General features: G+C 71.3%; 24 protein-coding genes. 8 read left to right on the top strand and 16 right to left on the bottom strand.

The window, feature by feature from the left end:
• Positions 1-5: 5 nt before the first annotated feature.
• Genes argG through VZL07_RS02170 form a run of 5 tightly spaced genes read right to left on the bottom strand, consistent with a single transcriptional unit; the run spans position 6 to position 5,600 of the window.
• The gene (gene argG, locus VZL07_RS02190; RefSeq protein ID WP_426753657.1) at positions 6-1,196 is read right to left on the bottom strand and encodes an argininosuccinate synthase; all 1,191 of its coding nucleotides are present in this window, start codon (positions 1,194-1,196) and stop codon (positions 6-8) included.
• Positions 1,197-1,221: 25 nt separating this feature from the next.
• Complete coding sequence (argH, locus tag VZL07_RS02185) at positions 1,222-2,571, bottom strand: argininosuccinate lyase (protein WP_426753656.1); 1,350 nt, start codon at positions 2,569-2,571, stop codon at positions 1,222-1,224.
• Positions 2,564-3,625, bottom strand: a complete 1,062-nt coding sequence (locus VZL07_RS02180; protein WP_426753655.1) for a M20/M25/M40 family metallo-hydrolase — start codon at positions 3,623-3,625, stop codon at positions 2,564-2,566. Before VZL07_RS02180 ends, argH begins: the two co-directional genes overlap by 8 nt.
• A complete protein-coding gene (gene argB / locus VZL07_RS02175; RefSeq protein ID WP_426753654.1) occupies positions 3,622-4,548 on the bottom strand; it encodes an acetylglutamate kinase in 927 nt (308 codons plus the stop codon). The genes VZL07_RS02180 and argB overlap by 4 nt, the downstream gene beginning before the upstream one ends.
• Positions 4,549-4,592: 44 nt before the next feature.
• Complete coding sequence (locus tag VZL07_RS02170) at positions 4,593-5,600, bottom strand: N-acetylornithine carbamoyltransferase (RefSeq protein ID WP_426753653.1); 1,008 nt, start codon at positions 5,598-5,600, stop codon at positions 4,593-4,595.
• Between the two features lie 168 nt (positions 5,601-5,768).
• Here VZL07_RS02170 and VZL07_RS02165 point away from each other — a divergent pair, with 168 nt between their 5' ends.
• A complete protein-coding gene (locus tag VZL07_RS02165; RefSeq protein ID WP_426753652.1) occupies positions 5,769-6,203 on the top strand; it encodes an arginine repressor in 435 nt (144 codons plus the stop codon).
• A 50-nt stretch (positions 6,204-6,253) separates the two neighbouring features.
• Here VZL07_RS02165 and VZL07_RS02160 read toward each other — a convergent pair whose 3' ends face one another.
• On the bottom strand, positions 6,254-7,063 hold the full coding sequence (locus VZL07_RS02160; RefSeq protein WP_426753651.1) for a DUF6209 family protein: 810 nt from the start codon (positions 7,061-7,063) through the stop codon (positions 6,254-6,256).
• 319 nt (positions 7,064-7,382) lie between these two features.
• Between VZL07_RS02160 and VZL07_RS02155 the strand changes: the two genes are divergently transcribed.
• Entirely contained in the window at positions 7,383-7,934 is a 552-nt protein-coding gene (locus VZL07_RS02155) for a sigma-70 family RNA polymerase sigma factor (protein ID WP_426753650.1), read from the top strand.
• A 247-nt stretch (positions 7,935-8,181) separates the two neighbouring features.
• Here the strand turns inward: VZL07_RS02155 and VZL07_RS02150 are convergent, their stop codons facing one another.
• Positions 8,182-9,036: an SDR family oxidoreductase gene (locus tag VZL07_RS02150; RefSeq protein ID WP_426753649.1), complete on the bottom strand. Its 855-nt coding sequence runs from the start codon at positions 9,034-9,036 to the stop codon at positions 8,182-8,184.
• 101 nt (positions 9,037-9,137) lie between these two features.
• Here VZL07_RS02150 and VZL07_RS02145 point away from each other — a divergent pair, with 101 nt between their 5' ends.
• On the top strand, positions 9,138-9,554 hold the full coding sequence (locus tag VZL07_RS02145) for a winged helix-turn-helix transcriptional regulator (RefSeq protein WP_426753648.1): 417 nt from the start codon (positions 9,138-9,140) through the stop codon (positions 9,552-9,554).
• 64 nt (positions 9,555-9,618) lie between these two features.
• Here VZL07_RS02145 and VZL07_RS02140 read toward each other — a convergent pair whose 3' ends face one another.
• Together VZL07_RS02140 and VZL07_RS02135 are read right to left on the bottom strand one after the other, a co-directional pair.
• Positions 9,619-11,814 carry a putative Ig domain-containing protein gene (locus VZL07_RS02140; RefSeq protein ID WP_426753647.1) on the bottom strand — a complete coding sequence of 732 codons (2,196 nt, stop codon included), beginning with the start codon at positions 11,812-11,814 and terminating at the stop codon, positions 9,619-9,621.
• 121 nt (positions 11,815-11,935) lie between these two features.
• On the bottom strand, positions 11,936-13,249 hold the full coding sequence (locus VZL07_RS02135; protein WP_426753646.1) for an amidohydrolase: 1,314 nt from the start codon (positions 13,247-13,249) through the stop codon (positions 11,936-11,938).
• A gap of 139 nt (positions 13,250-13,388) precedes the next feature.
• Here VZL07_RS02135 and VZL07_RS02130 point away from each other — a divergent pair, with 139 nt between their 5' ends.
• Positions 13,389-14,717, top strand: a complete 1,329-nt coding sequence (locus tag VZL07_RS02130) for a DUF418 domain-containing protein (protein ID WP_426753645.1) — start codon at positions 13,389-13,391, stop codon at positions 14,715-14,717.
• Between the two features lie 21 nt (positions 14,718-14,738).
• Here VZL07_RS02130 and VZL07_RS02125 read toward each other — a convergent pair whose 3' ends face one another.
• The 4 genes from VZL07_RS02125 to clpB form a co-directional block, all read right to left on the bottom strand.
• Entirely contained in the window at positions 14,739-16,127 is a 1,389-nt protein-coding gene (locus VZL07_RS02125; protein ID WP_426753644.1) for a di-heme oxidoredictase family protein, read from the bottom strand.
• Between the two features lie 550 nt (positions 16,128-16,677).
• Positions 16,678-17,685 (bottom strand): LLM class flavin-dependent oxidoreductase, encoded by a 1,008-nt coding sequence (locus tag VZL07_RS02120; RefSeq protein ID WP_426753643.1) that lies wholly within the window; start codon positions 17,683-17,685, stop codon positions 16,678-16,680.
• 10 nt (positions 17,686-17,695) lie between these two features.
• The gene (locus VZL07_RS02115) at positions 17,696-18,379 is read right to left on the bottom strand and encodes a hypothetical protein (RefSeq protein ID WP_426753642.1); all 684 of its coding nucleotides are present in this window, start codon (positions 18,377-18,379) and stop codon (positions 17,696-17,698) included.
• A gap of 70 nt (positions 18,380-18,449) precedes the next feature.
• Positions 18,450-21,074 (bottom strand): ATP-dependent chaperone ClpB, encoded by a 2,625-nt coding sequence (clpB, locus tag VZL07_RS02110; RefSeq protein ID WP_426753641.1) that lies wholly within the window; start codon positions 21,072-21,074, stop codon positions 18,450-18,452.
• 128 nt (positions 21,075-21,202) lie between these two features.
• Between clpB and VZL07_RS02105 the strand changes: the two genes are divergently transcribed.
• Positions 21,203-21,838, top strand: coding sequence for a hypothetical protein (locus VZL07_RS02105; RefSeq protein ID WP_426753640.1), 636 nt, complete (start codon positions 21,203-21,205; stop codon positions 21,836-21,838).
• Between the two features lie 6 nt (positions 21,839-21,844).
• On the opposite strand, the gene VZL07_RS02100 is transcribed toward VZL07_RS02105, so the two are convergent.
• The 3 genes from VZL07_RS02100 to VZL07_RS02090 are packed head-to-tail and all read right to left on the bottom strand — an operon-like array spanning position 21,845 to position 23,195.
• Positions 21,845-22,489: a hypothetical protein gene (locus VZL07_RS02100; RefSeq protein WP_426753639.1), complete on the bottom strand. Its 645-nt coding sequence runs from the start codon at positions 22,487-22,489 to the stop codon at positions 21,845-21,847.
• Positions 22,486-22,800: a DUF1844 domain-containing protein gene (locus VZL07_RS02095; protein WP_426753638.1), complete on the bottom strand. Its 315-nt coding sequence runs from the start codon at positions 22,798-22,800 to the stop codon at positions 22,486-22,488. Before VZL07_RS02095 ends, VZL07_RS02100 begins: the two co-directional genes overlap by 4 nt.
• On the bottom strand, positions 22,797-23,195 hold the full coding sequence (locus tag VZL07_RS02090; RefSeq protein ID WP_426753637.1) for an RNA polymerase subunit sigma: 399 nt from the start codon (positions 23,193-23,195) through the stop codon (positions 22,797-22,799). The genes VZL07_RS02095 and VZL07_RS02090 overlap by 4 nt, the downstream gene beginning before the upstream one ends.
• Positions 23,196-23,287: 92 nt before the next feature.
• On the opposite strand from VZL07_RS02090, the gene thiE reads away from it, so the two are divergent.
• Genes thiE through thiD form a run of 3 tightly spaced genes read left to right on the top strand, consistent with a single transcriptional unit; the run spans position 23,288 to position 25,466 of the window.
• The gene (gene thiE, locus VZL07_RS02085) at positions 23,288-23,944 is read left to right on the top strand and encodes a thiamine phosphate synthase (RefSeq protein WP_426753636.1); all 657 of its coding nucleotides are present in this window, start codon (positions 23,288-23,290) and stop codon (positions 23,942-23,944) included.
• 20 nt (positions 23,945-23,964) lie between these two features.
• The gene (locus VZL07_RS02080) at positions 23,965-24,729 is read left to right on the top strand and encodes a gamma-glutamyl-gamma-aminobutyrate hydrolase family protein (protein ID WP_426753635.1); all 765 of its coding nucleotides are present in this window, start codon (positions 23,965-23,967) and stop codon (positions 24,727-24,729) included.
• On the top strand, positions 24,726-25,466 hold the full coding sequence (thiD, locus tag VZL07_RS02075) for a bifunctional hydroxymethylpyrimidine kinase/phosphomethylpyrimidine kinase (RefSeq protein ID WP_426753634.1): 741 nt from the start codon (positions 24,726-24,728) through the stop codon (positions 25,464-25,466). Before VZL07_RS02080 ends, thiD begins: the two co-directional genes overlap by 4 nt.
• The last annotated feature ends 35 nt before the right edge of the window (positions 25,467-25,501 follow it).

Here is a 25,501-nt window from a genome sequence, read left to right as displayed (position 1 = left end):
TCACTTCACTTCGCGCGATGCGAGAGCATCTGCGCGACGCCGTACAGCTTGGCGAAGCCCGCGGCTTCCGAGCCGTTCCACAGCACGTTGGCCTCTCCGTACGTCGCCACCTTCGCGTCCATCAGCGAGTGCGGCGAGCGCACGCCCTCCACCACCTGGGTGCGCGCGTGCAGCACCAGCCGCACGTCACCCGTCACACGCTCCTGCGACGAGGTGAGGAACGCCTCCAGGTCCTTCACCAGCGGGTCGAAGAAGTGGCCCTCGTGCAGCAGCGAGCCGTAGAGGTTGCCCATCGACTCCTTCCAGAAGAGCTGCTTGCCGGAGAGCACCAGCTTCTCCAGCTCGCGGTGCGCGGTGACGAGCAGGTGCGCCGCCGGCGCCTCGAAGCCCACGCGGCCCTTGATGCCCAGAATCGTGTCACCCAGGTGCACGCCGCGGCCGATGCCGTAGGTGCGCCCCAGCGCGTTGAGCGCCTCGACGAGCTTCACGGGGCCCAGCTTCTCTCCGTCCAGCGCGACGGGGACGCCCTTCTCGAAGGAAATCGTGAGCGGCCGGGGCTTGAGGTCCGCGGGCAGCTCGCCGCCGGGGAAGGCGGCCTCGGGCAGCGCCTTCCAGGAGTCCAGCGTCTCGGCGCCGCCCACGGAGGTGCCCCACATGCCCTCGTTGACGGAGTACGAGCCCAGCTTCGGGGGCATGTGGACGCCGCGCTCGGCCAGGTAGGACAGCTCCTGCTGCCGGCTCAGGGACAGCGTGCGGATGGGCGTGAGCAGCTCCAGCTCCGGCGCCAGCGAGCGGAAGGCCACGTCGAAGCGCACCTGGTCATTGCCCGCGCCCGTGCTGCCGTGGGCCAGCGCCTGCACGCCCTTCTCGCGCGCCACGCGGACGACTTCCACCGCCTGGCAGGCCCGCTCCGCGGACACGCTCAGGGGGTAGACCTGGCCGCGCAGCACGTTGCCAGCGATGAGGTAGCGCAGGTAGCCCTGGAAGAGCGTCTCGCGCGCGTCCACCGTCACGTGCTCCACCGCCCCCAGCTGCTTGGACAGCGTTGCGATGCGCGCCAGCTGCTCGGGCGGGAAGCCGCCGGTGTCCACCGTGACGGTGGTGACGTCGTAGCCCTGCTCGCGCAGGTAGACGGTGCAGAAAGCGGTGTCGAGTCCGCCGGAGAAGGCCAGCACTGCGTTCTTCTTGTTGCTCATGATTCGCTCCTCACGGGGAAGCACTTCAAAACGTCCAGACGCGCCCGGCGGCGGAGGCCACGGCGCGGTGTGTCTCGTCGAGCCAGGCGCGCGCCGCGGCCAGCTCCTCGCGAGCCTGGGGCAGTCCCAGGTTGCCGGCGCCACCCAGGTGGGTGGCCGTCAGGGCGCCGCGGTCGGGGCGGAAGGTGCCCTCCACCAGCTCGCGGCCCACCTGCTTGTAGGCGTCGCGGAAGGCCAGCCCCTGGGCCACCAGCGCATAGGCATGGTGCGCCGCGTACAGCGTGTCGTCGCTCGCGCGCGCCGCCGCGTCCGCCTTCACCTGGAGCGCCGGCACCAGCCGGGTGAGCACGTCCAGCAGCTCGCGCGTGGAGCCCAGCGCCGTCAGGGTGGGGGACTTCAGGAGCTGGAAGTCGCGGTGGTAGCTGGAGGGCAGCCCGCCGGCAATCGCCTCCACCTGGTGCGCCAGGCCACGCAGCTCGCGGCAGCGGCCCCGCGCCAGCTCCACCACGTCCGGGTTCTTCTTCTGCGGCATGATGGACGAGCCCGTGGTGTACGCGTCCGGCAGCCCGAGGAAGCCGAACTCGTCCATGCTGTAGAGCTGCACGTCCCACAGCCACTTCTCCAGCGTGCCCGCCACGGAGCAGGCCCAGCCCAGCACCGCCGCCTCGTGCCGGCCGCGGCCGTTCTGCACGTCGATGGGGCTGCGCTGCACGCGCGAGAAGCCGAGCAGCGTCGCCACGTACTCCCGGTCGATGGGCAGGGGCACGCCGAAGCCCGCCGCCGCGCCCAGCGGGCAGCGGTCCAGCCGCGCCCACACGCCGCGCAGCGCCTCCAGCTCCTCCAGCAGCCCTTCCGCGAAGGCCATGCCCCACAGCCCGAAGGTGGACGGCATGGCCCGACGCAGGTGCGTGTAGCCCGGCAGCGCCACGTCCGCGTGCGCCTGCGCGAAGTCCAGGAAGGCCCCGGCCAGCTCCGCCGCCCGCGCGCCCAGCGTGAGCACCTCTTCGCGCAGCAGCAGGCGCAGGGCCAGCTGCACCTGGTCGTTGCGCGAGCGCCCCAGGTGGATGCGCTTGCCCGGCTCGCCCACGCGCTCCACCAGCGCCGCCTCCAGCGCGGTGTGGCCGTCCTCCTGCTCGGGGCGGATGCCGAAGGTGCCCGCGCGCGCCTCGTCGTGCAGCGCCTTGAGCGCCGTCACCAGGGCCTTCGCCTCCGCGTCCTTCAGCAGGCCCACGCGCGCTAGCATCCGCGCGTGCGCGGCCGAGCCGAGCGCGTCATGCGGCGCGAGCGCCAGGTCCACCACCGGGTCGTTGCCCACCGTGAAGCGGTGGATGGCCGCGTCCAGGGGAAGGCCCTTGCCCCACAGCGTCTCAGCCACGCGCCACCTCCTCGAAGTAACCGCGCACCAGTCGCGTGTAGAAGGCGGCGCCGGCTTCCAGCTCCGCCCGGGTGATGAACTCGTTCGCCAGGTGGCTGCGCAGCGTGTCGCCGGGGCCCACCTTCACCGCGGGGATGTCCCCCAGGAAGGCCCAGTCCGACGCCGTGCTGGAGCCCACCGGCTGCTCGCCGGACGCCGCCACCGCCGCGCGGACGATGGGCTGCTCCGCCGAGGTCGCCTTCGGGAGGTAGCGCTCCGAATGCACCTGCACCTCGCTCTTCAGCGCGGCCGCGACCTGCCGGGCCACCGCCGCGTGCTCCATGCCCGGCGTGGTGCGCAGGTCCACGAAGAACTCGCACCGGTCCGGCACCTGGTTGCGCGCGAGGCCGCCCAGCACCTGCGTCACCTGCGCCCGCGCCTCGCCCAGGAGCGGGTGGGGCGGGAAGCGCAGCTCGGCCAGCACCGCGATGTCCGTCGCGGCCAGGTGGATGGCGTTGACGGCCTCGGTGGAGTGCGCGTGCGCGACGTGCGCGCTCTTGCCGTGCGCCGTGCAGCGCAGGAGCAGCATGCCGCGCTGGGCGGTGCAGGGCTTGAGGCTGGTGGGCTCGCCGACGATGGCGGCGTCCAGCGGCCCCAGCTTCGGCAGGAGCGTGCCCAGGCCCTGGCCGCCCGTCTCTTCCTCCGCGGTGAAGGCGAACACCACCTCCGCGTCGGCGGGCGCGCCCTCGGCGAGCAGCGTCTTCGCGGCCAGCAGCATCCCCGTCACGCAGCCCTTGGCGTCGTTGCTGCCCAGGCCGTACAGGCGGTCCTCGCGCCACACCGGCGCGTGGGGCTCGTACGTCCAGCCGGCGCACGGCTTCACCGTGTCCAGGTGCGAGTTGACGAGCAGCCGGCGAGGTCCGCTCCCCACGGAGAACCACACGTTGTGGCCCTGCCGCTGGACGCGCGCACCCCAGCCCTCCGCCCACCCGGACACGGTGTCCGCGATGCGGCCCTCGTCACCCGACACGCTGGGGATGGCCACCAGCGCCTGGAGCAGCTCCGTCGCCTTCATCCCACCGCCCCGGCGGGCTTCTGCGCGTTCTCCCGCACGACCATGGTGCCGCTGCCCTCGTTGGTGAAGACCTCCTCCAGCAGCGCGTTGGGCTGCACGCCGCTGACCAGGTGCACGCTGCCCACGCCGCCCACGAGCGCGTGGCGGATGGCGTGCGCCTTGGGCTTCATGCCGCCGGAGATGGCGCCGGTGCTCTCCATGGTGGCCAGGTCCGTGAGGTTGGCCAGCGTGACGAGCGACGAAGGGTCGCTCACGTTCTTCAGCAGGCCCGGCACCTGGACGAGGAAGAAGAGCTTCTCGGCGGACAGCGCCACCGCCAGCGCCGCGGCCACGGTGTCCGCGTTGGTGTTGTACACGGCGCCGTCCGCGCCGCCCGACAGCGGGGCGATGACGGGCACGTAGTCGGCCGAGCGCAGGTGCTCCACCACGCGGGTGTCCACCTGCTCGATGTCACCCACCAGGCCGTAGTCCACCAGCTTGCCCTCGGTGGCGCCGGCCTCCGTCACCATGACGGGCGGGCGCTTGCGCGCCTTGATGAGCCCGGCGTCCACGCCGCTCAGGCCCACCGCGGGCACACCCGCCGCCTGGAGGTCCGCCAGCAGGTCGGTGTGCAGCTTGCCCGCGAGCACCATCTTCGCCGCGTCCAGCACGGGCGCGGAGGTGATGCGGCGGCCCGCCACCTTCTCGATGGGCAGGTGGAGGGCGTCACACAGCGTGTCCAGCTCCGGGCCGCCGCCGTGCACCACGACGGGGCGGATGGAGAAGGTCCACAGCAGGGCAATCTGCTCGCAGGCGGCGCGGCGCAGCCGCGGGTCGCTGAGCATGGCGCCGCCGAGCTTCACCACGAACGTCTTGCGGCGGAACTGCTGCACGTACTTCGCCGCGTTGCGAAGCGCGGAATAGGGGTCGGGCGAGAGGGGCACGTGAGACCTCGAAGTCGAAAAAAGTGGGAGTGCGGAGGGGCCGCTCAGCGCGAGCGCATCCAGTGCAGGAGCGCCCGCTGGACGTGGTAGCGATTGCCGGCCTCGTCTACGACGCGGCTGCTCGGGTGGTCCAGGACCTCATCGGCCACCTCCACGTTGCGGCGCACGGGCAGGCAGTGGAGGAAGGCCGCGTCCTTCGCCGCGCGCGACATCGTCAGCCGCGTGGGCATCCAGCCGGAGTAGGAGGCGAGCAGCGCGGTGACGTCGTTGGGCGAGAAGGCCGCCGCGGCCGTGGGGCCCCACGACTTGGCGTAGACGGCGCGGCTGCCGACCAGCGCCTCGTCCTGGTCGTGGGTGTAGGTGATGCTTCCGCCCGTGGCCTTGGCGTATGCCTCCGCCTCGGCGCGCACGGCCGGGTGCAGCTCGAAGCCGGGAGGATGGGCCACGCGGACCTCGCACCCCGCGGCCGCCGCGCTCAGCAGGAAGGAGTTGGGCACGGCCTTGGGCAGCGGCTTGATGTGCGGCGCCCACGTCAGCGTCACTGGCAGCTTCTTCGTGCCGCCGAACGTCTCGCGCAGCGTGAGCACGTCCGCCAGGCCCTGGCAGGGGTGCTCGCGCGCGGACTCCATGCTCACCACCGGCACGGTGGCCCACTTGCGGAACGCGTTGATGACGGGGTCGAGCTCGTCCTCCTCGTCACCGCCGCCCTGCGAGAAGGTGCGCACGCCCAGCATGTCCACGAAGCGGGACAGCACGGGCGCGGCCTCCTTGAGGTGCTCGGCCCGGTCCGCGTTCATCACCGCGCCCTCGCGGTGCTCCAGCTTCCAGACGCCAGCGCCCACGTCCAGGATGATGGCGTTGCCACCGCCGCGCAGCATGACGGCCTCGAACGAGGTGCGCGTGCGCAGCGACGGGTTGAAGAACACCATGCCCAGCAGGGTGTTGGCGAACAGCGCCTGCTCCGGGCCCTTCTGCTTCCACGCGGCCGCCTGCGCGAGCACCGCCTCCACGCCCTCGGGCCCCAGATCCTTGATGTGCGTGACGTGCTTCATGGGCCTGCCTCCCCGACAGCGGCTGCCTGCATATTCGTGATGAATATGCGTGAAAATGCGTGCATTGCCGCGAAAAGGCGGCGGATATTATGCAGAACGACACGCCGCGCAAGCGGATTATTCGCAACGGGCGCATGCAGGTTCTTGCATGAATATTCACGGGGATGCATGTTGGTGGGAATGAACCTGGACGAGGCCATCCTGCGGCTCATCACCGAACGTGAGATCGGCGATCAGGCCGTGCTGCAACAGCTCCTGGAGGCCGAGGGGCAGGCGCCGAGCCAGTCGACGCTGTCACGGCGGCTGAAGAAGCTGGGCGTCGTGAAGGTGGGCGGGCGCTACCAGCGCGCGCCGGCCATGCCCGTGGTGGTGCCGGAGCGACCGCGCGTCACCATCCTGGAGGCGCCGCCGAACCTCCTGGTGGTTCGAACGGCGCCGGGCTTCGCGCCGGTGCTCGCGCTGGCGTTGGACAAGGAGCCGGAGCTGCCGGGGCTCGCGGGGACGGTGGCGGGAGACGACACCATCTTCGTCGCGGTGACGGACCCGGCGCTGCTGCGCGATGTGCGCGCGGCGGTGGAGCGCTTGCTGTCGCTCGGAGGCTGAGACCCGGAGCTCGCAAGGCGTGCGCGCCCCGGGCCCCGTCGTGAATCACATCACTGGATGGCGAAGCCGTAGTTCTGCCCGTAGCGCGAGTCCCACTGCTGGCAGCCCTTGCGGTCCTGGCTGGAGAACCACAGCTCGAGCGTCGCGGGGCCGGGCGGCAGCGGAATAAACGCGGGCACCTGCCGCCAGAACTCGGCGTCCCATTCGCCCCAGCTCGTCGTCAGGCTGAGCATCGTCACCGGGCCGCCGTTGATGCGGTAGTGCACGGTGGTGCCCCAGGCCTTGTAATTCATGTACTGCGCCCGGCACTGCGCGATGCGGCCGATGTCGTAGTCCACCATCAGCGTGGTGCCGCCCTGGAGCGTGCCGTGGACCGTGTACGTCCATGCCGGCGCGGGGTGGAACGAAATCGTCGGGTTCTGCGTCACCCACGTGTGGAAGTTGTACTGGAGGTTCGAGTCCCAGGCGGAGCAGCCGGTGGCATCCGTGTTGTGGAACCACACCTCCAGCGTGCCGCCCTGCGCGAGCGCCAGCTGCACCTGTGCCACGGCGCCCACGGTGGTGGCATCCGCCACGGCGAAGCGCTGCACCGGCCCGCGGTTCGTCATCGAGAAGCCGGTGATGGTCCACCCGTCGCCGCGGCAGAGCGGCAGGCGCGTGGTGTCATAGACGATGTCCAACGGTCCGCCCGCCTCCGGCTGGCCGGAGAGGGTGACGCTCCAGTCCGCGGCGAAGGTCAGCGTCGGCGGGCCGGACAGGAAGGCCTGCGTGGATTGGACGGCGACAGGCGCCTGCGGCGCGGCGGAAGCCGTGGCGGCGAGGCAGAGCAACGGCAGCAAGGCGGACATCAGCGGCTTCATGGCGGCTCCGGGGCACGTGACACGTTGGCTGCGGCCGGGCGCGGACCTGCGCGGCCAGTCGCGAGCGGCTCGCTAGCACGTTCCCGGGAAATCCAGATAGACACGGTTCCCCAGCTTGGGCGGGCCGGAATGTGCCCGGGCGCAACGCCTCGCCGGAGGCGCTTCGTCGTGTGGGTGAATGTCGTCCACTCGCCCTTGCGTCCGCGAGAACCGTTGCGCGGTGGAGGGTACCTACCCCAGTTTTCCAAGATTTCTCGTTGAGTGCGTAGTGTCTGTGAGGGGGGCGGCGAACCCGTCTGGCCTGGAGGTGAACGTGGGCATGTCGGAGCTGACAGAGCTACTGGACCACGCGCGCAGGGGGGAGCAGGGCGCGCGGGACGCGTTGATGGCGGCGGCCTATCGGGAGCTGCAGCAGATGGCCCAGCGGGCCGTGCTCGACGCGTCGTCACCTCCGGCCCTCCAGCCCGCGGTGCTGGTGAAGGAGGCCTGGATGCGGCTCTTCGGCGCGGGCGCACCGGCCGAGGCACGCCGCCACTTCTTCGGGGCCGCGGCTCAGGCCATGCGCCGGGTCATGGTGGACCGGGCGCGGCTGCGCCGGGCCCAGGTGCGGGAGGCCCGCCTGGAGCGGCTGAGCCTGGGCGACACGGAGTCCGACGTCCCACCCGGCCTGAGCCTGGAAGTGCTGGAGCTGGACCGGGCGCTGTCGGAGCTGGACACCTTCCAGCCGCGCCTCGCGCGCATGTTGGAGCTGCGCTACTTCGTGGGCCTGGACCTCCAGGACACCGCCATTGTGCTGGGGGTGTCACCCGTCACGGTGAAGCGCGATTGGGCCTACGTCCGCGACTGGCTGTTGTCGCGCCTGGGCAACTGAGCCAGGGGCCCGCGCTCGCACGCGGGCCTGGCTCGTGACGCGGCCCCGTGGGCAACAGCGTTGAAGCGCGCGCGCCATGGGGTCCGGCTCGAGCCAGGACCTTGTGGGCGATGGACGCGGCGACCCACGACTGGGCGTGGGCCTGGTTCGATTCAGGGCCTTGCGGACATCGCTGCCCGTGCCTGTGCTCGCCCGCCGCCTGGATCGAGTCCTGGTCTTCCGGACCGGATGCGCGTACCGAGAGGCCTCAGCGCTTGACGGCCGCGGCGATGGCGTCCGCGAGCGTCGTCGTCGGCTGCCCGATGAGCCGGCGCAAATCGCCGGAGGTGTCGTTCAGCTCGCCGCGCGCCGCGCCCGCGTCGGAGTTCGCCAGCACCTCCGCGAACGGCGCGGGGACGCCGACGCCGACGAGCGCGCCAACGTGGTCCGCTTGCGACAAGTCCTTGTAGACGACCGTCTTGCCCGTCTGCCGGGACACCTCGGCGGCCAGCTCGGCGGCGGTGAAGGACGTGTCGCCGGCCAGCTCGTAGACCTTGTTCTCGTGCCCCGTACCGGTGAGGACGGCTACCGCGGCGGCGGCATAGTCCGCCCGGGTCGCGGCGGCGATGCGGCCCTGACCCGAGCTACCGATGATGGCGCCATGCGCCAGCGCGGGGGCCAGGTTCTCCGTGTAGTTCTCCGTGTACCAGCCATTGCGGAGGAAGACGAAGGGAAGGCCGGACGCGCGAATCGCCTCCTCCGTCGCCTTGTGCTCGGCGGCGAGCGCCATGCCCGAGGTGTCCGCGCGCAGGATGCTGGTGTACGCAATCAGCCGGACGCCCGCCTTCTTCGCCGCGTCCACCACGGCCTGGTGCTGCTTCGCACGCTGGCCGACCTCGCTGGACGAAATCAGCAGCACCTTGTCCACGCCCGCGAAGGCGGGGCCCAGTGTCTCCGGCCTGCTGTAGTCCGCCTGCCGGACCTGGACACCCCTGGCCGCCAGGTCCGAGGCCTTGCCCGGGTCGCGCACGGCGACGGCGATGTCGTGGGCGGGGACCTTTTCGAGCAGGCCCGCGACCACCAGGCGGCCCAGCTTACCGGTTGCTGCAGTCACAAGAATCATGGGGTTCGCATCTCCCGTCGTGGAGGGATTTCCAGACGCGAGAAGACCCTAACGGCGACACTCACTTTTCGTAAGTACCCACCTTCAGGTAAGTTACTGGCATGCGCGCGAACAAACGCACGGGACCGCTGGCCCGGATGATGGCGAAGCAGGCGGTGGAGCGAGGCGACCTGTACGCGCCCGCGTGTCCTTCTCGGGGCGTACTGGACCACGTGACGAGCCGCTGGGGCGTCCTGGTGTTGATTGCGCTCCTCGAGGGCACGCACCGCTTCAGCGAGCTGCGCCGGAAGGTGGCGGGCGTGAGCGAGAAGATGCTGTCGCAGACGCTGCAGGCGCTGGAGCAGGATGGCTTCGTGCACCGCGAAGTCCACCCGGTGATTCCGCCCCACGTGGACTACAGCCTCACGCCCATGGGCGAGGAGGTCGCCACGCGCGTGGAGGCGCTCGCGGAGTGGATTGAGGACAGCATGCCTCGCATCATCGAGGCGCGCGCCCGGCACGTGCCGAGAAAGGGCTGACGGCCACATGCGCCCCGGCGTCCTCCCGTGAGGGGGACGCCAGGGCAAGGCCTTCGCGAGGCGCCTACCGCTTCCGGCGGACGCGGCCGAGCAGCGCCAGCGCCGCGAGCCCCAGGGCCTGGACGCCCGCGCCGCCACCGCTGCAACCGCAGCCGCTGGGCGAGTCCCCGCCGTCGTCCGTGGGCGGCGGGGGCGTCACGATTTGCAGTGACACGCTTCGCTCCGCCGTCCGGTTCGCCGCGTCCGTCACGCGCACCGTCAGCGGGAAGGTGCCACTGACGGTGGGAATCCCGCTGAGCACGTAGGCGCCGTCGCGCTGCTGAATCGTCATGCCTCCGGGAAGGGGCCCGCCGGCCAGGCTCCAGGTATAGGGGGCTCGGCCGCCCGTGGCGGTGAAGCGGGCCTCGTATTCGCGCCCCTGCGTCGCGGACGCCAGCGCGCCGCCGGAGATGCTCAGGTCACTCACCACATCCACGCTGTAGGTGCGCGCGGCCACACCACCGCGTGCGTCGCGAGCGCGGACCGTGACGGCGGTGCTGCCGGCTTGCGTGGGCGTGCCAGAGAAGGCTCCGGTGGGGAGGAGCCTCAGGCCCGGGGGCAGGGTGCCCTCCAGCTCGAACGTCAGCGTCCCCGAGCCGCGCGCATCCAGACCCACGTGGTAGGTCGTCCCCACGTGGAAGGGAGGCAGGCTCTCCGTGAGGAGCTCCGGCTGCGGCCAGGGGCGGCGCGTGGCCTTCAGCAGCTGCTGGGCGTTCACGGCGACCACGGACGTCTCGCCCGTCGCGAAGGCGTCCGCCGTGAAGGTGCCGCCGGCGCCTGTCAGGTGGGACGTCCACTCCCGGCCATCCGCCGACACCCACAGCTCGAAGGCGGGCAGCGCTGCCTCGCCCTGCGGCGCTGTGCCCGTCCAGCTGACGACGAAGCTCTGGTCCACGAACGTCACCAGCGGGATGGCCGACGGCGCATCGACGGGGACCTGGAGCCGGTCCACCCGCGTCCAGGTGCTGCCCAGGTCCTCGGAGAGGAAGAAGCCCTCCGCGGGAGTCTGGGAGGGGAGTGCCGGCGGCGGAGGGGCTTCGGTGTTCGCAACGAAGGCGAGGAACCGGTTGTTGCCACCGACGAGCTGCGGAATGGGGAGCCCCGACAGCGTGCTGGGCTCGAACAGCTCCCAGCCGGAGCTGTCAGCCCGGGGGCGCACCAGCGCGGGCACGGTCGAAGGCGCGCCGGCCATGGGATTGGCCACGGCGAGGAAGCTGCCCTGGCCCGTCGCCAGCGTCACCAGGTCGTAGTCGCTGGAGATGCTCTCATCCGTCCACGTCACCCCATCGGGCGAGCTGGCGATGAGGCCCGCGGTGCCCACGGCCACCAGCCGGTTTCCGCTGAGGGCGATGGCCAGGAAGCTCCGGCGCGCGGTGCCACCCGGGGGCGGCGTGGCCTCGTAGAGCGGAACCCATGTGTTGGCGTTGTCGGAGGAGACGACGATGCTGCCGTTCGCCAGGCCGAACCACTTGCGCTGGGAGTAGACCATCCGCTCCAACTGGATGGGGGTGAGGGTGTCCTCGCCCACCGGCGTGAAGCCCGTCCACGTGAGGCCGTCCGTCGAGCGGAGCATCTCCGCGCTCCCGCTCGTCGTCGCCAGGAAGGTTCCGCCCCCGTGCCACGCGCGCGTCGCGGAGGGCGTCTCCGACGTCCCCATCGCGGTCCCCGCCTCCCAGTGGTCGAAGGTGGTGGCGGGCGCCACGTTGACGTGGAGCAGGCGCTCCAGCCGCCCGGTGAAGCGATGGGGCGGGTCGGTCGGCGTCGTGTCTCGGAAGCCGGTCTGGTAGCGCAGGCGGTAGGCGCCTTGCGCCACGGAGGGGATGGGCAGCGAGAGCTGCGCGGTCGCGAAGGCGGCCTCGGTCCCCAGCGTGACGCGCTCCGAGATGAGGCAGTGCCAGGTGGACCCTTCGACCGGCCACGCGGCCTGCGCGTTGCTGACGAGCTCCGCGGAGCCCACCTGGGCGGCGACCGCCGCGGAGCCCGCGTACGTGTAGCTGCCGCTCGGCGCCTGCCACCCCGTGGGCAGCGCGATACAGGCCACCATCTGCCCGTCGAGTCCGTCGGAGTTGCCGGGGCCGAAGTGAACCTGGAGGCTCAGCGGAACGGAGGCGCCGCTGCGGACGGTGCCTTCGTGGCTCACGAAGGCGTCCGACTGGCAGCCGGCGCTCCACCACAGCGAGGCCCCCAGCAGGGCTCGCAGAACATGATTGTGATTGAACAAGGGAGGACGTCCTGTCGCGATACGGGAGTCCCGTGTCTACGTTTCCGCGTCCGTTCGAGTCAAATCGGCGCGCGAGGCGCGGGTGCCCGACCCACCGGTAGGCCGGGCTTGTTCCCAGGCTTCAGGGCTTGTCGAACAACTCCAGGGCGGCGGTGGTCAAGGTGGTGACGCCGGTCCGCAACGTGCGCTCCCGGTCCGGCGCGAAGAGCGGCGAGTGCATGGAGGGCAGCGGCGCGCCTGATGCCTTCGCCTTGGCATGCTGCTGCGGCTCCGTGGAGCCGAGCCAGAGCAGCACGGCGGGAACGCCCGCTCGTCCATACTCGGAGAAGTCCTCGCCGCCCATGACGGGAGGCGCCTCGTGGAGGTTCTTCTCGCCCAGGACGCGGGCCACCGCGCCCACCAGCCGCTGGGTGAGGGCCGGGTCATTGAAGGTGGAGGGGGTCCCCTCGGTGATGGCGACGTCGGGCGGACGGGGGGCGCCCGAGGCCATGGCCTCCGCCTTGGCGATGCGCTCGATGCCGTCCAGCAGGGCCTTGCGGACCTCCGGCTTGTACGAGCGCACGGTGAGGTGGAGCTTCACGTCGTCGGGGATGATGTTGTGCTTGGTGCCCCCGTGGATGGAGCCGACGGTCACCACTGCGGGCTCGAATGGGTTCTTCTCCCGGCTGATGAGCGTCTGGAGGGACAGCACGACGCGCGCCGCCATCACCACGGGGTCCACGGTGGTGTGGGGATAGGCGCCGTGCCCGCCCTTGCCGTGGAGCGTGATTTCGACCGCGTCCACGCTCGCCATCGCGTAGCCCGGCGTGTACTCCACGGTGCCCGCCGCGGCGGTGTTGACGTGGAGCGCCACCGCGAAGTCGGGCTTGGGGAAGCGCTTGAAGAGGCCGTCCTGGAGCATCTGCCGGGCGCCCGCGCCCACCTCTTCCGCGGGCTGGCCCACCAGCATCAGCGTGCCGCGCCAGCGGTCCTTCGCGCGAGCCAGCAGCGTGGCCGTGCCCAGCCACGACGTCATGTGGACGTCATGGCCACACGCGTGCATGACCGAGGTGGTCGCGCCCGTCGCGTCCTTCGCCGTCTTCTTGCTGGCGTAGGGTAGGCCCGTCTTCTCCTGCACCGGCAGCGCGTCCATGTCGGCGCGCAGCATGACGGTGGGGCCCTGGCCGTTGCGCAGCAGGGCCACCACGCCGTGTCCGCCCACCTTGGGGGTGACCTCGAAGCCGAGCTTGCGCAGGCGCTCGGCCAGCTTCGCCGCCGTTTTCGTCTCCTGGTTGGACAGCTCCGGCGTCTGGTGCAGGTCGCGGTAGAGCGCGTCGAGCTCGGGGTAGAGCGCGTCGAGACCGCCCAGGACGGGAGGCGCCTCCGCGGCGAGTGCGAGGCCGCCAGGCACGGCCAGTGAGGTGAGCAGCAGGGCCAGCAGGTGCGAAGTCTTCACGGGCGGACTCCTGTCCGACGAGGGGGCGGGGCGGTACTAGAGCACACCCGCCGTGTCGGGAGGGGACAGGCCCGCGGGTCCTGTCATTCAGGACTGGGTGGGATTGACGGCCAGCCGGCAGCGCGCGTCTGCTGCGTGCATGTCCGAATCGAGCCCGCTTCCGGCGAGCACCGCCTCCGGCGCGCATCCGGTGGATGCCTCCGAGCGAGTCATCTTGCTGGATGCCCTTCGTGGCTTCGCGCTGTGGGGTGTCTTTGTCTCCAACAGCCTCATGTGGCTCAGCGGCCGGGCTTTCATGCCGCGCGACGCGGCCGCTGCGCTGGCGGCGTCCCCGCTGGAGCAGGTGGTCAGCGCGGTCTACCAGCTCTTCGTGACGCAGAAGTTCATCTCCATCTTCTCGTTCCTCTTCGGCCTGGGCTTCTCCATCCAGCTCGCCCGGGCGGAGGCGCGGGGCGTCTCCGCGGTGCCGCTCTTCAGCCGGCGGCTCCTGGTGCTCTTCGGTATCGGCCTGGCGCATGCCCTCCTGTTGTGGACGGGTGACATCCTCCACACCTACGCGATGGTGGGATTCCTGCTGATGGCCTTCCAGGCTCGCGCCAATCGCACGGTGCTGTTCTGGGCGTTGGGGCTCGTCACCGTGATGCCGTTCCTGGTCCCCGCGGCCATTCGCTATGTCCCCGTCCTGCTGAACGGCGCGGAGGCCGCGGCCGAGGCCGTGACGGCCAGTCAGGCCAGGGACAAGGCCTTGAGAGCTGACACCCTGGTGGCGTTGTCGAGCGAGTCGTTCTGGACGGCGCAGGCGGGCAACGCGCGCTTCTTCCTGGAGAATCTGGGCGGCGGCTTCCGGCGCGTGCTCTGGATGAGCCTCATCCTCGGGCGCTTCCTGCTGGGCCTGCTGGCGGGCCGTCTGCTCCTATTGCAGGACGTGGCGCGTCACCGCACGTTGCTGCGCCGGATTCTGGCCTGGGGCCTGGGCGTGGGGCTGGTGCTCAATGGAGGCGGGTTCGTGCTGTATCGCCTGCGCAAGGCCGGCGTGCTGGAGTGGGACCCGCAGGGACCGTGGATGATGCTCCTCAACGGGCTCCAGGAGCCGGGGTACATTGCCATGGGCGCGGCCTACGTGGCGGCCTTCGCGCTGCTCTTCCAGCGCGAGCGTTGGCGCCGCTGGCTGGGCGTCCTGACGCCCGTGGGCCGCATGGCGCTGACGAACTACCTGATGCAGTCCGCGGTGAGCATCTGGATCTATGACGGCTGGGGGCTGGGCTTCATCGGCAAGCTGCCGCCGTCGCGCATCGTCGTCATCTGCTGCATCGTCTTCGCGGCGCAGGTGGTGTTCAGTCACCTGTGGCTGTCTCGCTTCCGCTTCGGCCCCGCGGAGTGGCTGTGGCGCTCGCTCACGTATGGAAAGGTCCAGCCCATGCGGCGGTCGTCCCGAGGCGGGGACGCCCCGGGCATCGCGGCCTCGTGACGCGAAGCGCGCAGACCGGGCTCAGAGCGATTCGAGGAACGCGAGCAGCGCCTGCCGGTCCGTCAGGGGCAGGCGTGTGTAGCGCTCCTGGGCGGGCGCGGCCTCGCCGCCATGCCACAGCACGGCCTCTTCCAGGTTCCGGGCCCGCCCGTCATGCAGGAAGCGCGTGTGGCCATTCACCGCCTTCACCAGGCCAATGCCCCACAGCGGCGGGGTGCGCCACTCGGTGCCGGTGGCGAGCCCGTCAGGACGGTCATCCGCCAGGCCTTCGCCCATGTCGTGCAGCAGCAGGTCCGTGTACGGACGGATGCGCTGCCCGGACAGCTCGGGGAAGCCCGGGACGTCCTCCGTCACGAAGGGCGTGGCGAGGTGGCACTGCGCGCAGCCGATGGCGCCAAACACCGCCTTGCCTCGCAGCACCGTGGGCGCCTCCCAGTCGCGCCGCTGGGGGACGGCCACCAGCCGCGTGTAGAAGAGCAGCGCGTCCAACTCCTCGGGGCTGACCTCGGGCTCGGCGGCGGCGTCACGTGGGGCGCTTCCCTGCTCGCGAGGGAACATCGCGGTCGTCAGGCCCATGTCGGTGACGAGCGCATGGGCCACCTGCTGGTGCAGCGTGGGCTGGTTGGCCTTCCAGCCGAAGCGTCCCAGCCGGGGCTGTCCCGACGCGGCGTCCTGGATGCGGTTGGCCCGACCGGAGATGCCGTCCTGGTCGCGGTCGTCGGGGTCCTCGTGGGCGAGCAACGCGGCTTCGGGAATGGCCTCGAGCAACCCGAGGCCGAAGTTCACGGGGGCGACGCGAGGCGAGAAGCGGGCGCCTTCGCCGAGCGGCCCCTGGGACAGCGCGGTGAACCGGTAGCTCGGCCGGTGCAGCGAGAAGGCCTCGCCCGTCGCGAACCGGCCGGTGACTTCCTCGTACGTCACCTCGACGGTGCCTTCCGCTCCCTGTCCGTCCACGTGGCGGACGTCGAGCTGCGCGCCGTAGAGGGGATGGGGGCCACGGCCGTCCGGCCCGCTGAGCTGGAACGCGAGCGAGACGGGCGTCTCCTGGGGAGACTCGGGCGGGCGCCCACGCCCATCCTTCACGTGGCACGTCATGCACGAGGGGGCATTGAACAGCGGGCCCACCTGCACGGGCCCGTCCACGTCGGTCCAGTCGCGGTCGAAGATGCGCTTGCCGTCGAGGAACGTCGGCCAGCGCGACCGCGCGAGGTTCATGGGCGAACGGCCGAAGGCATTCCGGCCCGCGTCAGCCACGGACGTGGCGCCACCGGACAGCTCCTCGTCAGGCTCCGCGCGGGTCGCGAGCTCGCCCAGCTCGAGCGGCGGGGGGCGCCGGTTCGCGTGGGCCCAGACGCCGGTCAGCACGAGGACTGCCGCGGGAATGCCGAGAAGGTACAGCCGCCCTCGCATCGATGAGGTCTCCTGGTGGCCCGGGGGCGGGGAAGTCGGGCGCGACGCCGGAGAGAGGGGACCTTTCCCGGTGAGGCGTCCATGTGGACTGTGTGCCGATGCGGGAACCTTGGGTCGAAGCAGGGACCGCACGCCGTGGCCCCATCATCCATGCATCTGCCACGCCGCGCGAGGCGGGCTGCACGGGCCCAGGCAGACCGCCATGCTCCAGGCATCTTCACGAGGGGCGTGTAGCGGTTTGCGCTACAGCCAGGTCCGCGCTGTATCCACGGCCGCTACACGCCACACTGCCTCGCCGCCTCGGGCTGGCGGCAGGTCCGCTGTTCAGGGCCTGGACGCGCGCCTGGGGGGGCGGGCGGAGCTTGGGCGCAGGGCTCGCGGAGGCGGGTGCGCTCGTCCGCGCTGTTGGATCGTGCGGCGAGCCCGAGGCGGCCTGCTGCTCCCTGCGCGCGGCGCTCGACACGCCGCTGGAGGCTCCGCCGAACTGCGCACCGGAGTGCCTCCGGAGGCGAAGGTCCGTCAGGGTGACAGGGCAGGGCGGCGCGCGGTGTCAGGAGGCCTGTGCGGCGGCGAGCTTCGCGCGCGCCTGCGCGGTCAGCTCGAACGAGCGCAGCCGCGCCGCATGGTCGTAGACCATGCCCGTGACCATCAGCTCGTCAACGCCCGTGAGGCGGATGAACTCGTCCAGACCCTGCTGCACGGCGTCCGGTCCGCCGATGACGGAGTACTTCAGCGCATGGTCCGCGCTCGCGCGGTCCAGAGGGGAGGCCACCGCGTCGATGTCATCGACGGGCGGCGGGAGCTGCCCGGGCGTGCCGCGGCGCAGGCGGATGAACTGCTGCTGCACGGAGGTGAAGAGGCGGCGGGCCTCCGCGTCCGTGTCCGCCGCGAAGACGTTCACGCACGCCATGGCGTAGGGCCGGTCGAGCGAATCGGACGGCTTGAAGCGCTCGCGGTAGATGGCCAGCGCTTGCAGCAGGAGGTCCGGCGCGAAGTGGGAGGCGAAGGCGAAGGGCATGCCCAGCAGCGCCGCGAGCTGCGCGCTGAACAGGCTGGAGCCGAGCAGCCAGATGGGCACCCGCAGCCCCGCGCCCGGCACCGCCTGGATGAGCTGCCCCGGCTCGGTGGGCTCGAAGTAGGACTTCAGCTCCACCACGTCCTGGGGAAAGGTGTCCGCGGGGGCGGTCATGTCGCGGCGCAGGGCGCGCGCCGTCAGCATGTCGGTGCCCGGCGCCCGGCCGAGCCCCAGGTCGATGCGCCCGGGGTAGAGCGTCTCCAGCGTGCCGAACTGCTCCGCGATGACGAGCGGCGCGTGGTTGGGCAGCATCACCCCGCCGGAGCCCACCCGGATGCTCCGGGTGCCGCCAGCGACGTAGCCGATGACGACCGAGGTCGCCGCGCTGGCGATGCCCGTCATGTTGTGGTGCTCGGCCAGCCAGAAGCGCTTGTAGCCCCATTCCTCCGCGTGCCGTGCCAGGTCCAGCGTGTTCCGGAGCGCGTCCGCCGCGGTGGAGCCCTGGGTGACGGGGGAGAGGTCGAGGACGGAGAAAGGAATCATGGGGCCCCTACTAACGCCGGCCCTGGGGTCTCCGCTTGCCCATGAACAGGGCATGCCGCGGGCCCTTGGTGCCATGGGCGGCCGGGTGGAGGACCTGGACGGTGAAGCCTGCCTGCTCCATGCGGCGCTCGAAGGCGGGGGCGGGCCCCGCGCTCCAGACGCCCAGCAGCCCTCCCGGCCGCAGCGCCTGGACGGCGTGGGCGAGCCCCACACGGCCATAGAGGCCATGGTTGTCGGGGTGGGTGAGGGCGGAGGGGCCGTTGTCCACGTCCAGGAGGATGGCGTCATAGGCCCCGGACTGCCGGGCCATGTGCTTGCCCACGTCGCCCTCCACCACGGTGACGCGCGCGTCCTCCAGCGGCGCGCCCGCCAGCGGCGCGAGCACCCCTCGGTTCCACGTCACCACCACGGGAAGCAGCTCCGCCACCGTGACGCGGGCATCGGGGCCCAGCCGGTCCAGCACCGCCCGCGTCGTGTACCCGAAGCCCAGCCCGCCCACGAGCACCCGGACGTCGCTACGGCCCGCCAGCCCCGCGCAGCCGGCCTCCGCCAGCGCTTCCTCGGAGCCGTGCTGCCGGCTGGACATGAGCGTCTGGCCCCGCACCCGGAGGACGTACTCGTCTCCGCGCCGGGCCAGCGTGATTTCCCCCACGTCCGGGGCCTCTGCGCGCTCGAGCGTCTCCCAGGGCTTCATGGCCGGGGCTCTTCTCGCGGCGGCGGCCCGGCGTCAAGCCATGACGCCGGGCCGGGGAGGGCGCGCGGCCCTACGCCGAGCGCTTCACGTTCTTCGTGGCGTCCACCAGCACCTTGGCGAAGGTGAGCCCGTCGGGGCCCGCATCCGCCAGGATGTGGTCGCCGGGCACGAACTCGCCCCCCAGCACCTTGAGGGCCAGCGGGTCCAGCAGGTTCTTCTGCACCGCGCGCTTCAGCGGCCGCGCGCCGTACGTCGGGTCGTAGCCGCGCTCGGCGAGCAGCTCGCGCGCCTTGTCCGTCAGCTCCAGCGTCAGCCGCTTGTCGGCCAGCAGCTTCGACAGCCGCGCCAGCTGCAGGTCCACGATGCGGTAGATGTCCTTCTTCCGCAGCGGCTCGAAGATGACGATTTCGTCCACGCGGTTGAGGAACTCCGGCCGGAAGTGGCTTCGCAGCGCGTCCATCACCTCGTTGCGCGTGCGCTCGTCCAGCTCGTCCTTGCCCGCCATGCCGGCCTGGATGTCCTGCGAGCCGATGTTGGACGTCAGGATGAGCACCGTGTTCTTGAAGTCCACCGTGCGGCCCTGGCTGTCGGTGAGGCGGCCCTCGTCCAGAATCTGGAGCAGCACGTTGAACACGTCGTGGTGCGCCTTCTCGATTTCGTCGAAGAGGACCACCGTGTACGGCCGCCGGCGCACCGCCTCGGTGAGCTGGCCGCCCTCCTCGTAGCCGACGTACCCCGGAGGCGCGCCCACCAGCCGGGCCACTGCGTGCTTCTCCATGTACTCGGACATGTCGATGCGGACCATGGCCGAGTCGTCATCGAAGAGGAACTCCGCCAGCGCCTTGGCCGTCTCCGTCTTGCCCACGCCCGTGGGGCCCAGGAAGATGAACGAGCCGATGGGGCGGTTGGGGTCCTGCAGCCCGCTGCGCGCGCGGCGCACGGCGTTGGACACCGCCTCGATGGCGCTGCGCTGGCCAATCACCCGGTCCGCCAGCCGCTCCTCCATGTGGACCAGCTTCTGGACCTCGCCCTCCATCAGCTTGGAGACGGGGATGCCCGTCCACTTGGCCACCACCTGCGCGATGTCCTCCGCGTCGACCTCCTCCTTGAGGAACTTCTGGTTCTTCTGGAGCTCGGTCAGCTTCTCGTTCTGCGCCTTCAGCTCCTTCTCCAGGGAGGGAACCACGCCGAACTTCAGCTCCGCCGCCCGGTTCAGGTCGCTCTGCCGCTCGGCCGCCGCCTGGTCGTTCTTCGCCTTCTCCAGCTTCTCCTTCAGCCCGCGGATGGCGCCAATGGCCGTCTTCTCCGCGTCCCAGTGGGCCTTGAGCGCGCTGAACTTCTCGCCCAGGTTGGCGAGCTCCTTCTCGATTTGCCCCAGGCGCTCCTGCGAGTGCGGGTCCGTCTCCTTGCGCAGGCCCTCCTTCTCGATCTGGAGCTGCGTCATCTTCCGGCGCACGTCGTCCAGCTCCGTGGGCATGGAGTCGATTTCGATGCGCAGGCGGCTGGAGGCCTCGTCGACCAGGTCGATGGCCTTGTCCGGCAGGAACCGGTCCGCGATGTAGCGGTGGCTCAGCGTGGCGGCGGCCACCAGGGCGTTGTCCTGGATGCGCACGCCGTGGTGCACCTCGTAGCGCTCCTTCAGGCCGCGGAGGATGCTGATGGTGTCGTGCACGCTGGGCTCGCCCACCAGGACGGGCTGGAAGCGGCGCTCCAGCGCGGCGTCCTTCTCGATGTGCTTGCGGTACTCGTCCAGCGTGGTGGCGCCGATGCAGTGCAGCTCGCCGCGCGCCAGCGCCGGCTTGAGCATGTTGCCCGCGTCCATGGCCCCTTCGGCCTTGCCCGCGCCCACCAGCGTGTGGAGCTCGTCGATGAAGAGGATGACCTCGCCCGCCGCGTCCGCGATCTCCTTGAGGACGGCCTTGAGGCGCTCCTCGAACTCGCCGCGGTACTTCGCGCCGGCCACCATGGCGCCCAGGTCCAGCGACACCAGGCGCTTGTTCTTCAGCCCCTCGGGCACGTCGCCGTCGACGATGCGCCGCGCCAGCCCCTCCGCGATGGCCGTCTTGCCCACGCCGGGCTCGCCGATGAGCACCGGGTTGTTCTTCGTGCGCCGGCTCAGCACCTGGACGCAGCGGCGAATCTCCTCGTCTCGGCCGATGACGGGGTCCAGCTTGCCGGAGCGCGCCGCCTCCGTGAGGTCGCGGCCGTACTTCTCCAGCGCCTGGTAGGTGGATTCGGCGTCCTGGCTCGTCACGCGCCCGGAGCCGCGGACCTCCTTCAGGCCGGACAGCACGCGCTCACGCGTGACGCCCGACGACTTCATCACCTCGCCCACCGCGCCCCTGTCATGGGTGAGCGCCAGCAGCAGGTGCTCCGAGGAGATGAACTCGTCCTTGAGGGACTTGGCCTCGTCCTCGGCCTTGTCGAAGGTCTTCAGCAGCCGCTGGCCGAGCAGCGCGCTCTCGCCGCCCTGCATCCGGGGCAGCTTCTGGAGCGCCTCACCCAGCCGTGCGGCGAAAAGCTTCACGTCCGCGCCAATCTTGCGGAGCAGGGGCTCGACGATACCGTCCTTCTGGCCAAGCAACGCCACGGCCAGATGCTCGGGCTCGTACTGCGGGTTATCCGCCCGACGGGCCAGGGTCTGACCCTCCTGGATCGCCTCCTGCGCCTTCACTGTGTACTTGTCGAGTCGCATGACTCCAACGTAAGAGTCGGACACCCCTTGGCAAGCAACGCGCGCGGCACCGGGGTTTTGCTTTTCCTGAAAATGTTTGAGCCCCTGGTAACCGCTGGCTTTCCTCGGTGCTGGAGTTGCCAGAGGGTATGATGCCGGGTATAGGCGGCGCCCATTCCCCTGGGGGGCTGACACTGAAAGCGCACGGCGGCTATCTCGTACGACTCGAAAGCTTCGGCGGCCTGGAGCTCCTCCGGCTGGCGCGTGAAGCGCTGGCGCTCGACGGAGCCATGGGCGCGACGGGGCTGAAGGTGTCCGTCAACCGGCGCCGGAAGGTGGTCCGTCTGGCGTACGTGGGGCCCTTCACCGTGGGGAGGCCGGGCGCGCACTGGTATGCGGCCCACCATGCGCTCCCCCGGCTGCTCTCGCGGGCGGCGAACGTCACCGTCCAGGCCTACGTCTATGATCCGGACGAGGGCGAGGAAGTCATCGCCTACGGCAACGGTCGGCGGGTGGGCGGCGAGCGGGTCGTCTACGAGGACGTGGAGCTGCCCGTCCCACTGGACCAGATGGACGACGCGGCCTTCACGTACATGCAGGAGCGCTGGCCCATGGGGCACCTGGCCTACGTGTTCGGCCTCACGCGCAAGGAGCTGCTGCGACTGCACCGGGTGGCGCCGAGCCACGAGCTGGCGCTGGAAGGGCAGGACGCGGAGGGCACCGCCTTCCTGGAAGCCCTGCTGCCTTCCAGCCAGATTCCGCTCCCGGAGTCCGACGCCCTCTGAGGCGGGCTACTCCTCCTGGGGCCCGTCCCTCACGGCAACCGCCTCACGGACGCTCTCGCTGCGGAAGTACTGCCCCAGGATGGCGAAGGTGCCCGCCACGAGCAGGGTGAAGAGGATGGAGCCCCCCGCGAAGAAGGACGGGAGGTACTGCCCGACCTCCGCGGCGCTGGGCTCGGGGGGCAGATCGGGGACCAGGTCCAGGGATGCCGCCAGGGTCGTCCCCACCCGGCGAGCCACCGCGGCGAGCTGGGCCCCGTCGATGGTCCGGAGGACCGCCGTCAGGATGGCGGCCCGGCTGAGCACGCGCCGCATCCCGTCTCGGCGCAGGCCATACGGCCGCAGAAGCCGCCCCGACGCCACGAAGACGAACGCGCACGTCACCGTCAGCATCGCCATCAGCACGATGCGCGGCTCGTGCTGGGGCTCCATCGCGGAGAAGTACGTCTCCGTGAGCCGCTGGTACAGCTCCAGCATCGGCCCGTTCAGGGTGGACTCGGCCTGCTCCATGGCGAGCGAGCGCGACTCGAAGAAGCGAGACATCCTGAAGGCTTCGAGCAGGGCGCTCCAGCCGGTGAAGGCGGAGAACACCATCCCCACCATGGCCGCGAAGCGGATGCCTCCCGGCAGGTTCCTCGGGCGCGGGTCCGTCAACGCTTGGTCGCCTCCACGTAGCGCAGCCGCAGGTCCGCGAGGAGCCCGTCAAAGAGCTTCTCCTCTTCCTCCGTGAGGTTGCCGCGCGTCTTCACGCGCAGCATGGACAGCAGCTCCAGGTTCTGCCGGGCCAGGGGCAGGTCCTTCTCCATCTGCCCCGTCTCCGGATTGGGCGCACCTCCCAGGTGGATGAGCACCGCGGTGCCCAGCCCCACGATGAAGGTGCTGAAGGAAATCGACTCCTCGGACGCGGAGCGCGCCTCCCCCCGCATCACGAAGGTCTCGCCGCGCTTCTCGTCCCCGGAGCTCATGCGGAGACCGGCCCCTCGTCGTTGGAGGCGTCTGCGCTGTCATCCGAGGCCGCATCCGCGTCGTCGCCGCTGTCCGCGCCGTCGTCGCTGTTCGCCATGTCCGCCGCGGCGCTCGAGGTCGCAGCCGCCATGTCCGCCTCGGCGCTCGAGGCCGCCGTGGACGTGTCTTCGTCCTCGTCCTCGTCGTCGAAGTCGTCCTCGTCGTCGATGTCATCCTCGTCGTCGAAGTCGTCGGCGTCATCGAGCATCAGCGTCTCGATCGGCACGGCCTTCTCCGCCACGTCGGGCAGCCCCTGGAGGTGGCGCTCGTATGCCGCTTCGTCGAGCTGGCCAGAGCGCACGTACCGCTCCACGGTGCGCTTATCGAGGTACTTCGGGTCCGCCGAATCCGCCATGGTTCAAATCCTCAGAATTGCTTGGAAAACAGCGCGGCACCTTATAGCAGGGTGGCCAACTGTCAACGCCGCCGTCCTGCCTTCCAGAGCCGATGAACGCACCGTCCCGCCCGCACCTTCCCCGCGGTCCCTACCTGCTGTGCGACGACACCGTCCTGCCAGAGCTTTCACTGGTGGACAAGGCGGCCCGCCTGGTGGCCGGTGGGGCGCGGGTGGTGCAACTGCGCATGAAGCGCACCCCGGCCCGTGAGGCGCTGGCCGCCGCGCGGCGGGTGGTGGCGCTGTGCCGCCAGCAAGGCGCGTTGTGCCTGGTGAACGACCGGGTGGACCTGGCGCTGCTGGCGGACGCGGACGGCGTGCACGTGGGCGACGAGGACGTCCCCGCCGGGGACGCGCGTGCGCTGCTGGGGCCCGGCCGGCTGGTGGGCGTCACGGTGCGCGACGCGGCGGGCGCGCGCGCGGCCCAGGCGGCGGGCGCGGACTACGTGGGCCTGGGGCCCGTCTTCGCCACAGCGACGAAGCAGGTGCCCGCGCCGGTGCTGGGCCTGGAGGCCTTCGCGGCGGTGGTGCGCGACAGCCCGCTGCCGGTGGTGGGCATCGGGGGCGTCGGGCTGGAGAACATCGCCCGGGTCGCGGCGGCGGGAGCGCACTGCGCGGCCGTGGTGTCCGACGCGCTGCGCGCTGCGGATATCACCGAGCGTGTGAGACTGCTGGGCGCCGCGTTTGAACAGGGGCGCTCCGGGGCATAGCCTCGAAGCCAGGAGCGTCCATGAACAACCATTCGCGTCACCACGGGCAGGCGCCGCGCCGCCCCAACATCGGCATCACCCCGGACTGGAGTCCCCCCGGAGAGCAGGCCTTCGCGCGCTACGAGCTCAAGGTTCCGTACGCGGACGCCGTGCTGCGCGCGGGGGGCCTGCCCTTCGTGTTGCCGTACTCGGACGAGCCCGCGTGCGTGGAGTCCTACCTGGACCGCGTCTCCGGGGTGCTCGTCACGGGGGGCGCGTTCGACATTCCGCCGTCCGCCTACGGCGAGGATGCGCGCGAGGGCCTGGGGGCGCTGAAGGAGGGGCGCACCGCCTTCGAGGCGGCGCTCATGCGGGGCGCGCTCAAGCGCAACATGCCGGTGCTGGGCATCTGCGGGGGCATGCAGCTGCTCAACGTCATCCTGGGCGGCACGCTGTACCAGGACATCGGCCGCGAGGTGGAGGGCGCGCGGGAGCACGAGCAGAAGCACGACCGCACCCAGCCGCAGCACCCCGTGGAGGTGAAGAGCGGCACGCTGCTGGCGGAGGCGGTGGGGCACGGCCAGTTGATGGTCAACTCCACGCATCACCAGTCGGTGCGCCGCGCGGGCAAGGACGTGGTCATCACCGCGGTGGCGCCGGACGGCGTGGTGGAGGCCATCGAGTCCACGGTGCATGTCTTCGCCGTGGGCGTGCAGTGGCACCCCGAATACATGTCCACGTCCATTCCCGTGCACGTGGGCCTGTACAAGGCGTTCGTGCAGAAGGCGCGCGAGCACCGCCGGTGAGCGCTCGCGTCCTCCTGCTGGCGGGGTTGGAGCCCACGGGCAGGGCGGGGCTGCTGGCGGACGTGGCGGCGGTGCGCGCGCTGCGCGGGCAGCCGGTGGCGGTGCCCACGGCGCAGACGGCGCAGGGGGCGCGCACCTTCGGCTGGACGGCCTCGCCGCCGCGCGTGCTGACGGCGCAGGTGGTGGCCGCGCTCGAGCTGGGGCCGGTGCACGCGGTGAAGTGCGGCATGGTGCCGGGGCGCGCGCAGCTCGAGGCCGCGCGCGAGGCCCTGGCGGGCACGGAGCCGTGGTGGGTGGTGGACCCGGTGGTGCGCACCTCGCGGGGCGAGCCGCTGACGCGTCTGTCCGCCCGGGCCTACCTGGCCCTGGCCGGGCCGCGCGTGGTGCTCACGCCGAACCTGGATGAGGCGGGGTGGCTGCTGGGGCGTCCCGTGGCGCGCTCGGTGGCCGAGGCCGCCGAGGCCGCCGAGGCGCTGGCGCGCCATGGCTTCGGCGCGGTGCTGGTGAAGGGCGGGCACCTGCCGGACACGCAGGGGCTGGCGGACGTGCTGGCCACGGCGGGGCGTGTGCGGGTGCTGGAGGGCCGGCGGTTGGCGCGCGCCCCGGGACGTCGTGGCACGGGCTGCCGGCTGGCCTCCGCGCTGGCGACGGAGCTGGGGCGGGGCCGCAAGCTGGAGACCGCGGTGCGCACGGCCCGGGCGCTGGTGGTCCGCTACCTGCGCACCGGCTCGGAGTAGGGCGCCGTCGCGCTGCCCACGCGCGCTCGTGGTGC

The sequence above is a fragment of the Pseudomyxococcus flavus genome, assembly GCF_050038885.1.
GTDB classification, from domain to species: domain Bacteria; phylum Myxococcota; class Myxococcia; order Myxococcales; family Myxococcaceae; genus Myxococcus; species Myxococcus flavus.
The sequence above is the reverse complement of the archived record's forward strand: the minus strand, read 5'-3'. Positions and strand labels throughout refer to the sequence as shown.

Bases quoted from the DNA above. Each gene is read 5' to 3' on its own strand.
- VZL07_RS02150 (WP_426753649.1), bottom strand. From the start codon at position 9,036: ATGATTCTTGTGACTGCAGCAACCGGTAAGCTGGGCCGCCTGGTGGTC.
- VZL07_RS02120 (WP_426753643.1), bottom strand. From the start codon at position 17,685: ATGATTCCTTTCTCCGTCCTCGACCTCTCCCCCGTCACCCAGGGCTCC.
- argG (WP_426753657.1), bottom strand. From the start codon at position 1,196: ATGAGCAACAAGAAGAACGCAGTGCTGGCCTTCTCCGGCGGACTCGAC.
- VZL07_RS02165 (WP_426753652.1), top strand. From the start codon at position 5,769: ATGTTGGTGGGAATGAACCTGGACGAGGCCATCCTGCGGCTCATCACC.
- VZL07_RS02125 (WP_426753644.1), bottom strand. From the start codon at position 16,127: ATGCGAGGGCGGCTGTACCTTCTCGGCATTCCCGCGGCAGTCCTCGTG.
- VZL07_RS02180 (WP_426753655.1), bottom strand. From the start codon at position 3,625: ATGAAGGCGACGGAGCTGCTCCAGGCGCTGGTGGCCATCCCCAGCGTG.
- VZL07_RS02170 (WP_426753653.1), bottom strand. From the start codon at position 5,600: ATGAAGCACGTCACGCACATCAAGGATCTGGGGCCCGAGGGCGTGGAG.
- VZL07_RS02155 (WP_426753650.1), top strand. From the start codon at position 7,383: ATGTCGGAGCTGACAGAGCTACTGGACCACGCGCGCAGGGGGGAGCAG.
- VZL07_RS02095 (WP_426753638.1), bottom strand. From the start codon at position 22,800: ATGAGCTCCGGGGACGAGAAGCGCGGCGAGACCTTCGTGATGCGGGGG.
- VZL07_RS02160 (WP_426753651.1), bottom strand. From the start codon at position 7,063: ATGAAGCCGCTGATGTCCGCCTTGCTGCCGTTGCTCTGCCTCGCCGCC.
- VZL07_RS02145 (WP_426753648.1), top strand. From the start codon at position 9,138: ATGCGCGCGAACAAACGCACGGGACCGCTGGCCCGGATGATGGCGAAG.
- VZL07_RS02090 (WP_426753637.1), bottom strand. From the start codon at position 23,195: ATGGCGGATTCGGCGGACCCGAAGTACCTCGATAAGCGCACCGTGGAG.
- VZL07_RS02080 (WP_426753635.1), top strand. From the start codon at position 23,965: ATGAACAACCATTCGCGTCACCACGGGCAGGCGCCGCGCCGCCCCAAC.
- clpB (WP_426753641.1), bottom strand. From the start codon at position 21,074: ATGCGACTCGACAAGTACACAGTGAAGGCGCAGGAGGCGATCCAGGAG.
- VZL07_RS02105 (WP_426753640.1), top strand. From the start codon at position 21,203: ATGATGCCGGGTATAGGCGGCGCCCATTCCCCTGGGGGGCTGACACTG.
- thiE (WP_426753636.1), top strand. From the start codon at position 23,288: ATGAACGCACCGTCCCGCCCGCACCTTCCCCGCGGTCCCTACCTGCTG.
- VZL07_RS02130 (WP_426753645.1), top strand. From the start codon at position 13,389: ATGTCCGAATCGAGCCCGCTTCCGGCGAGCACCGCCTCCGGCGCGCAT.
- VZL07_RS02115 (WP_426753642.1), bottom strand. From the start codon at position 18,379: ATGAAGCCCTGGGAGACGCTCGAGCGCGCAGAGGCCCCGGACGTGGGG.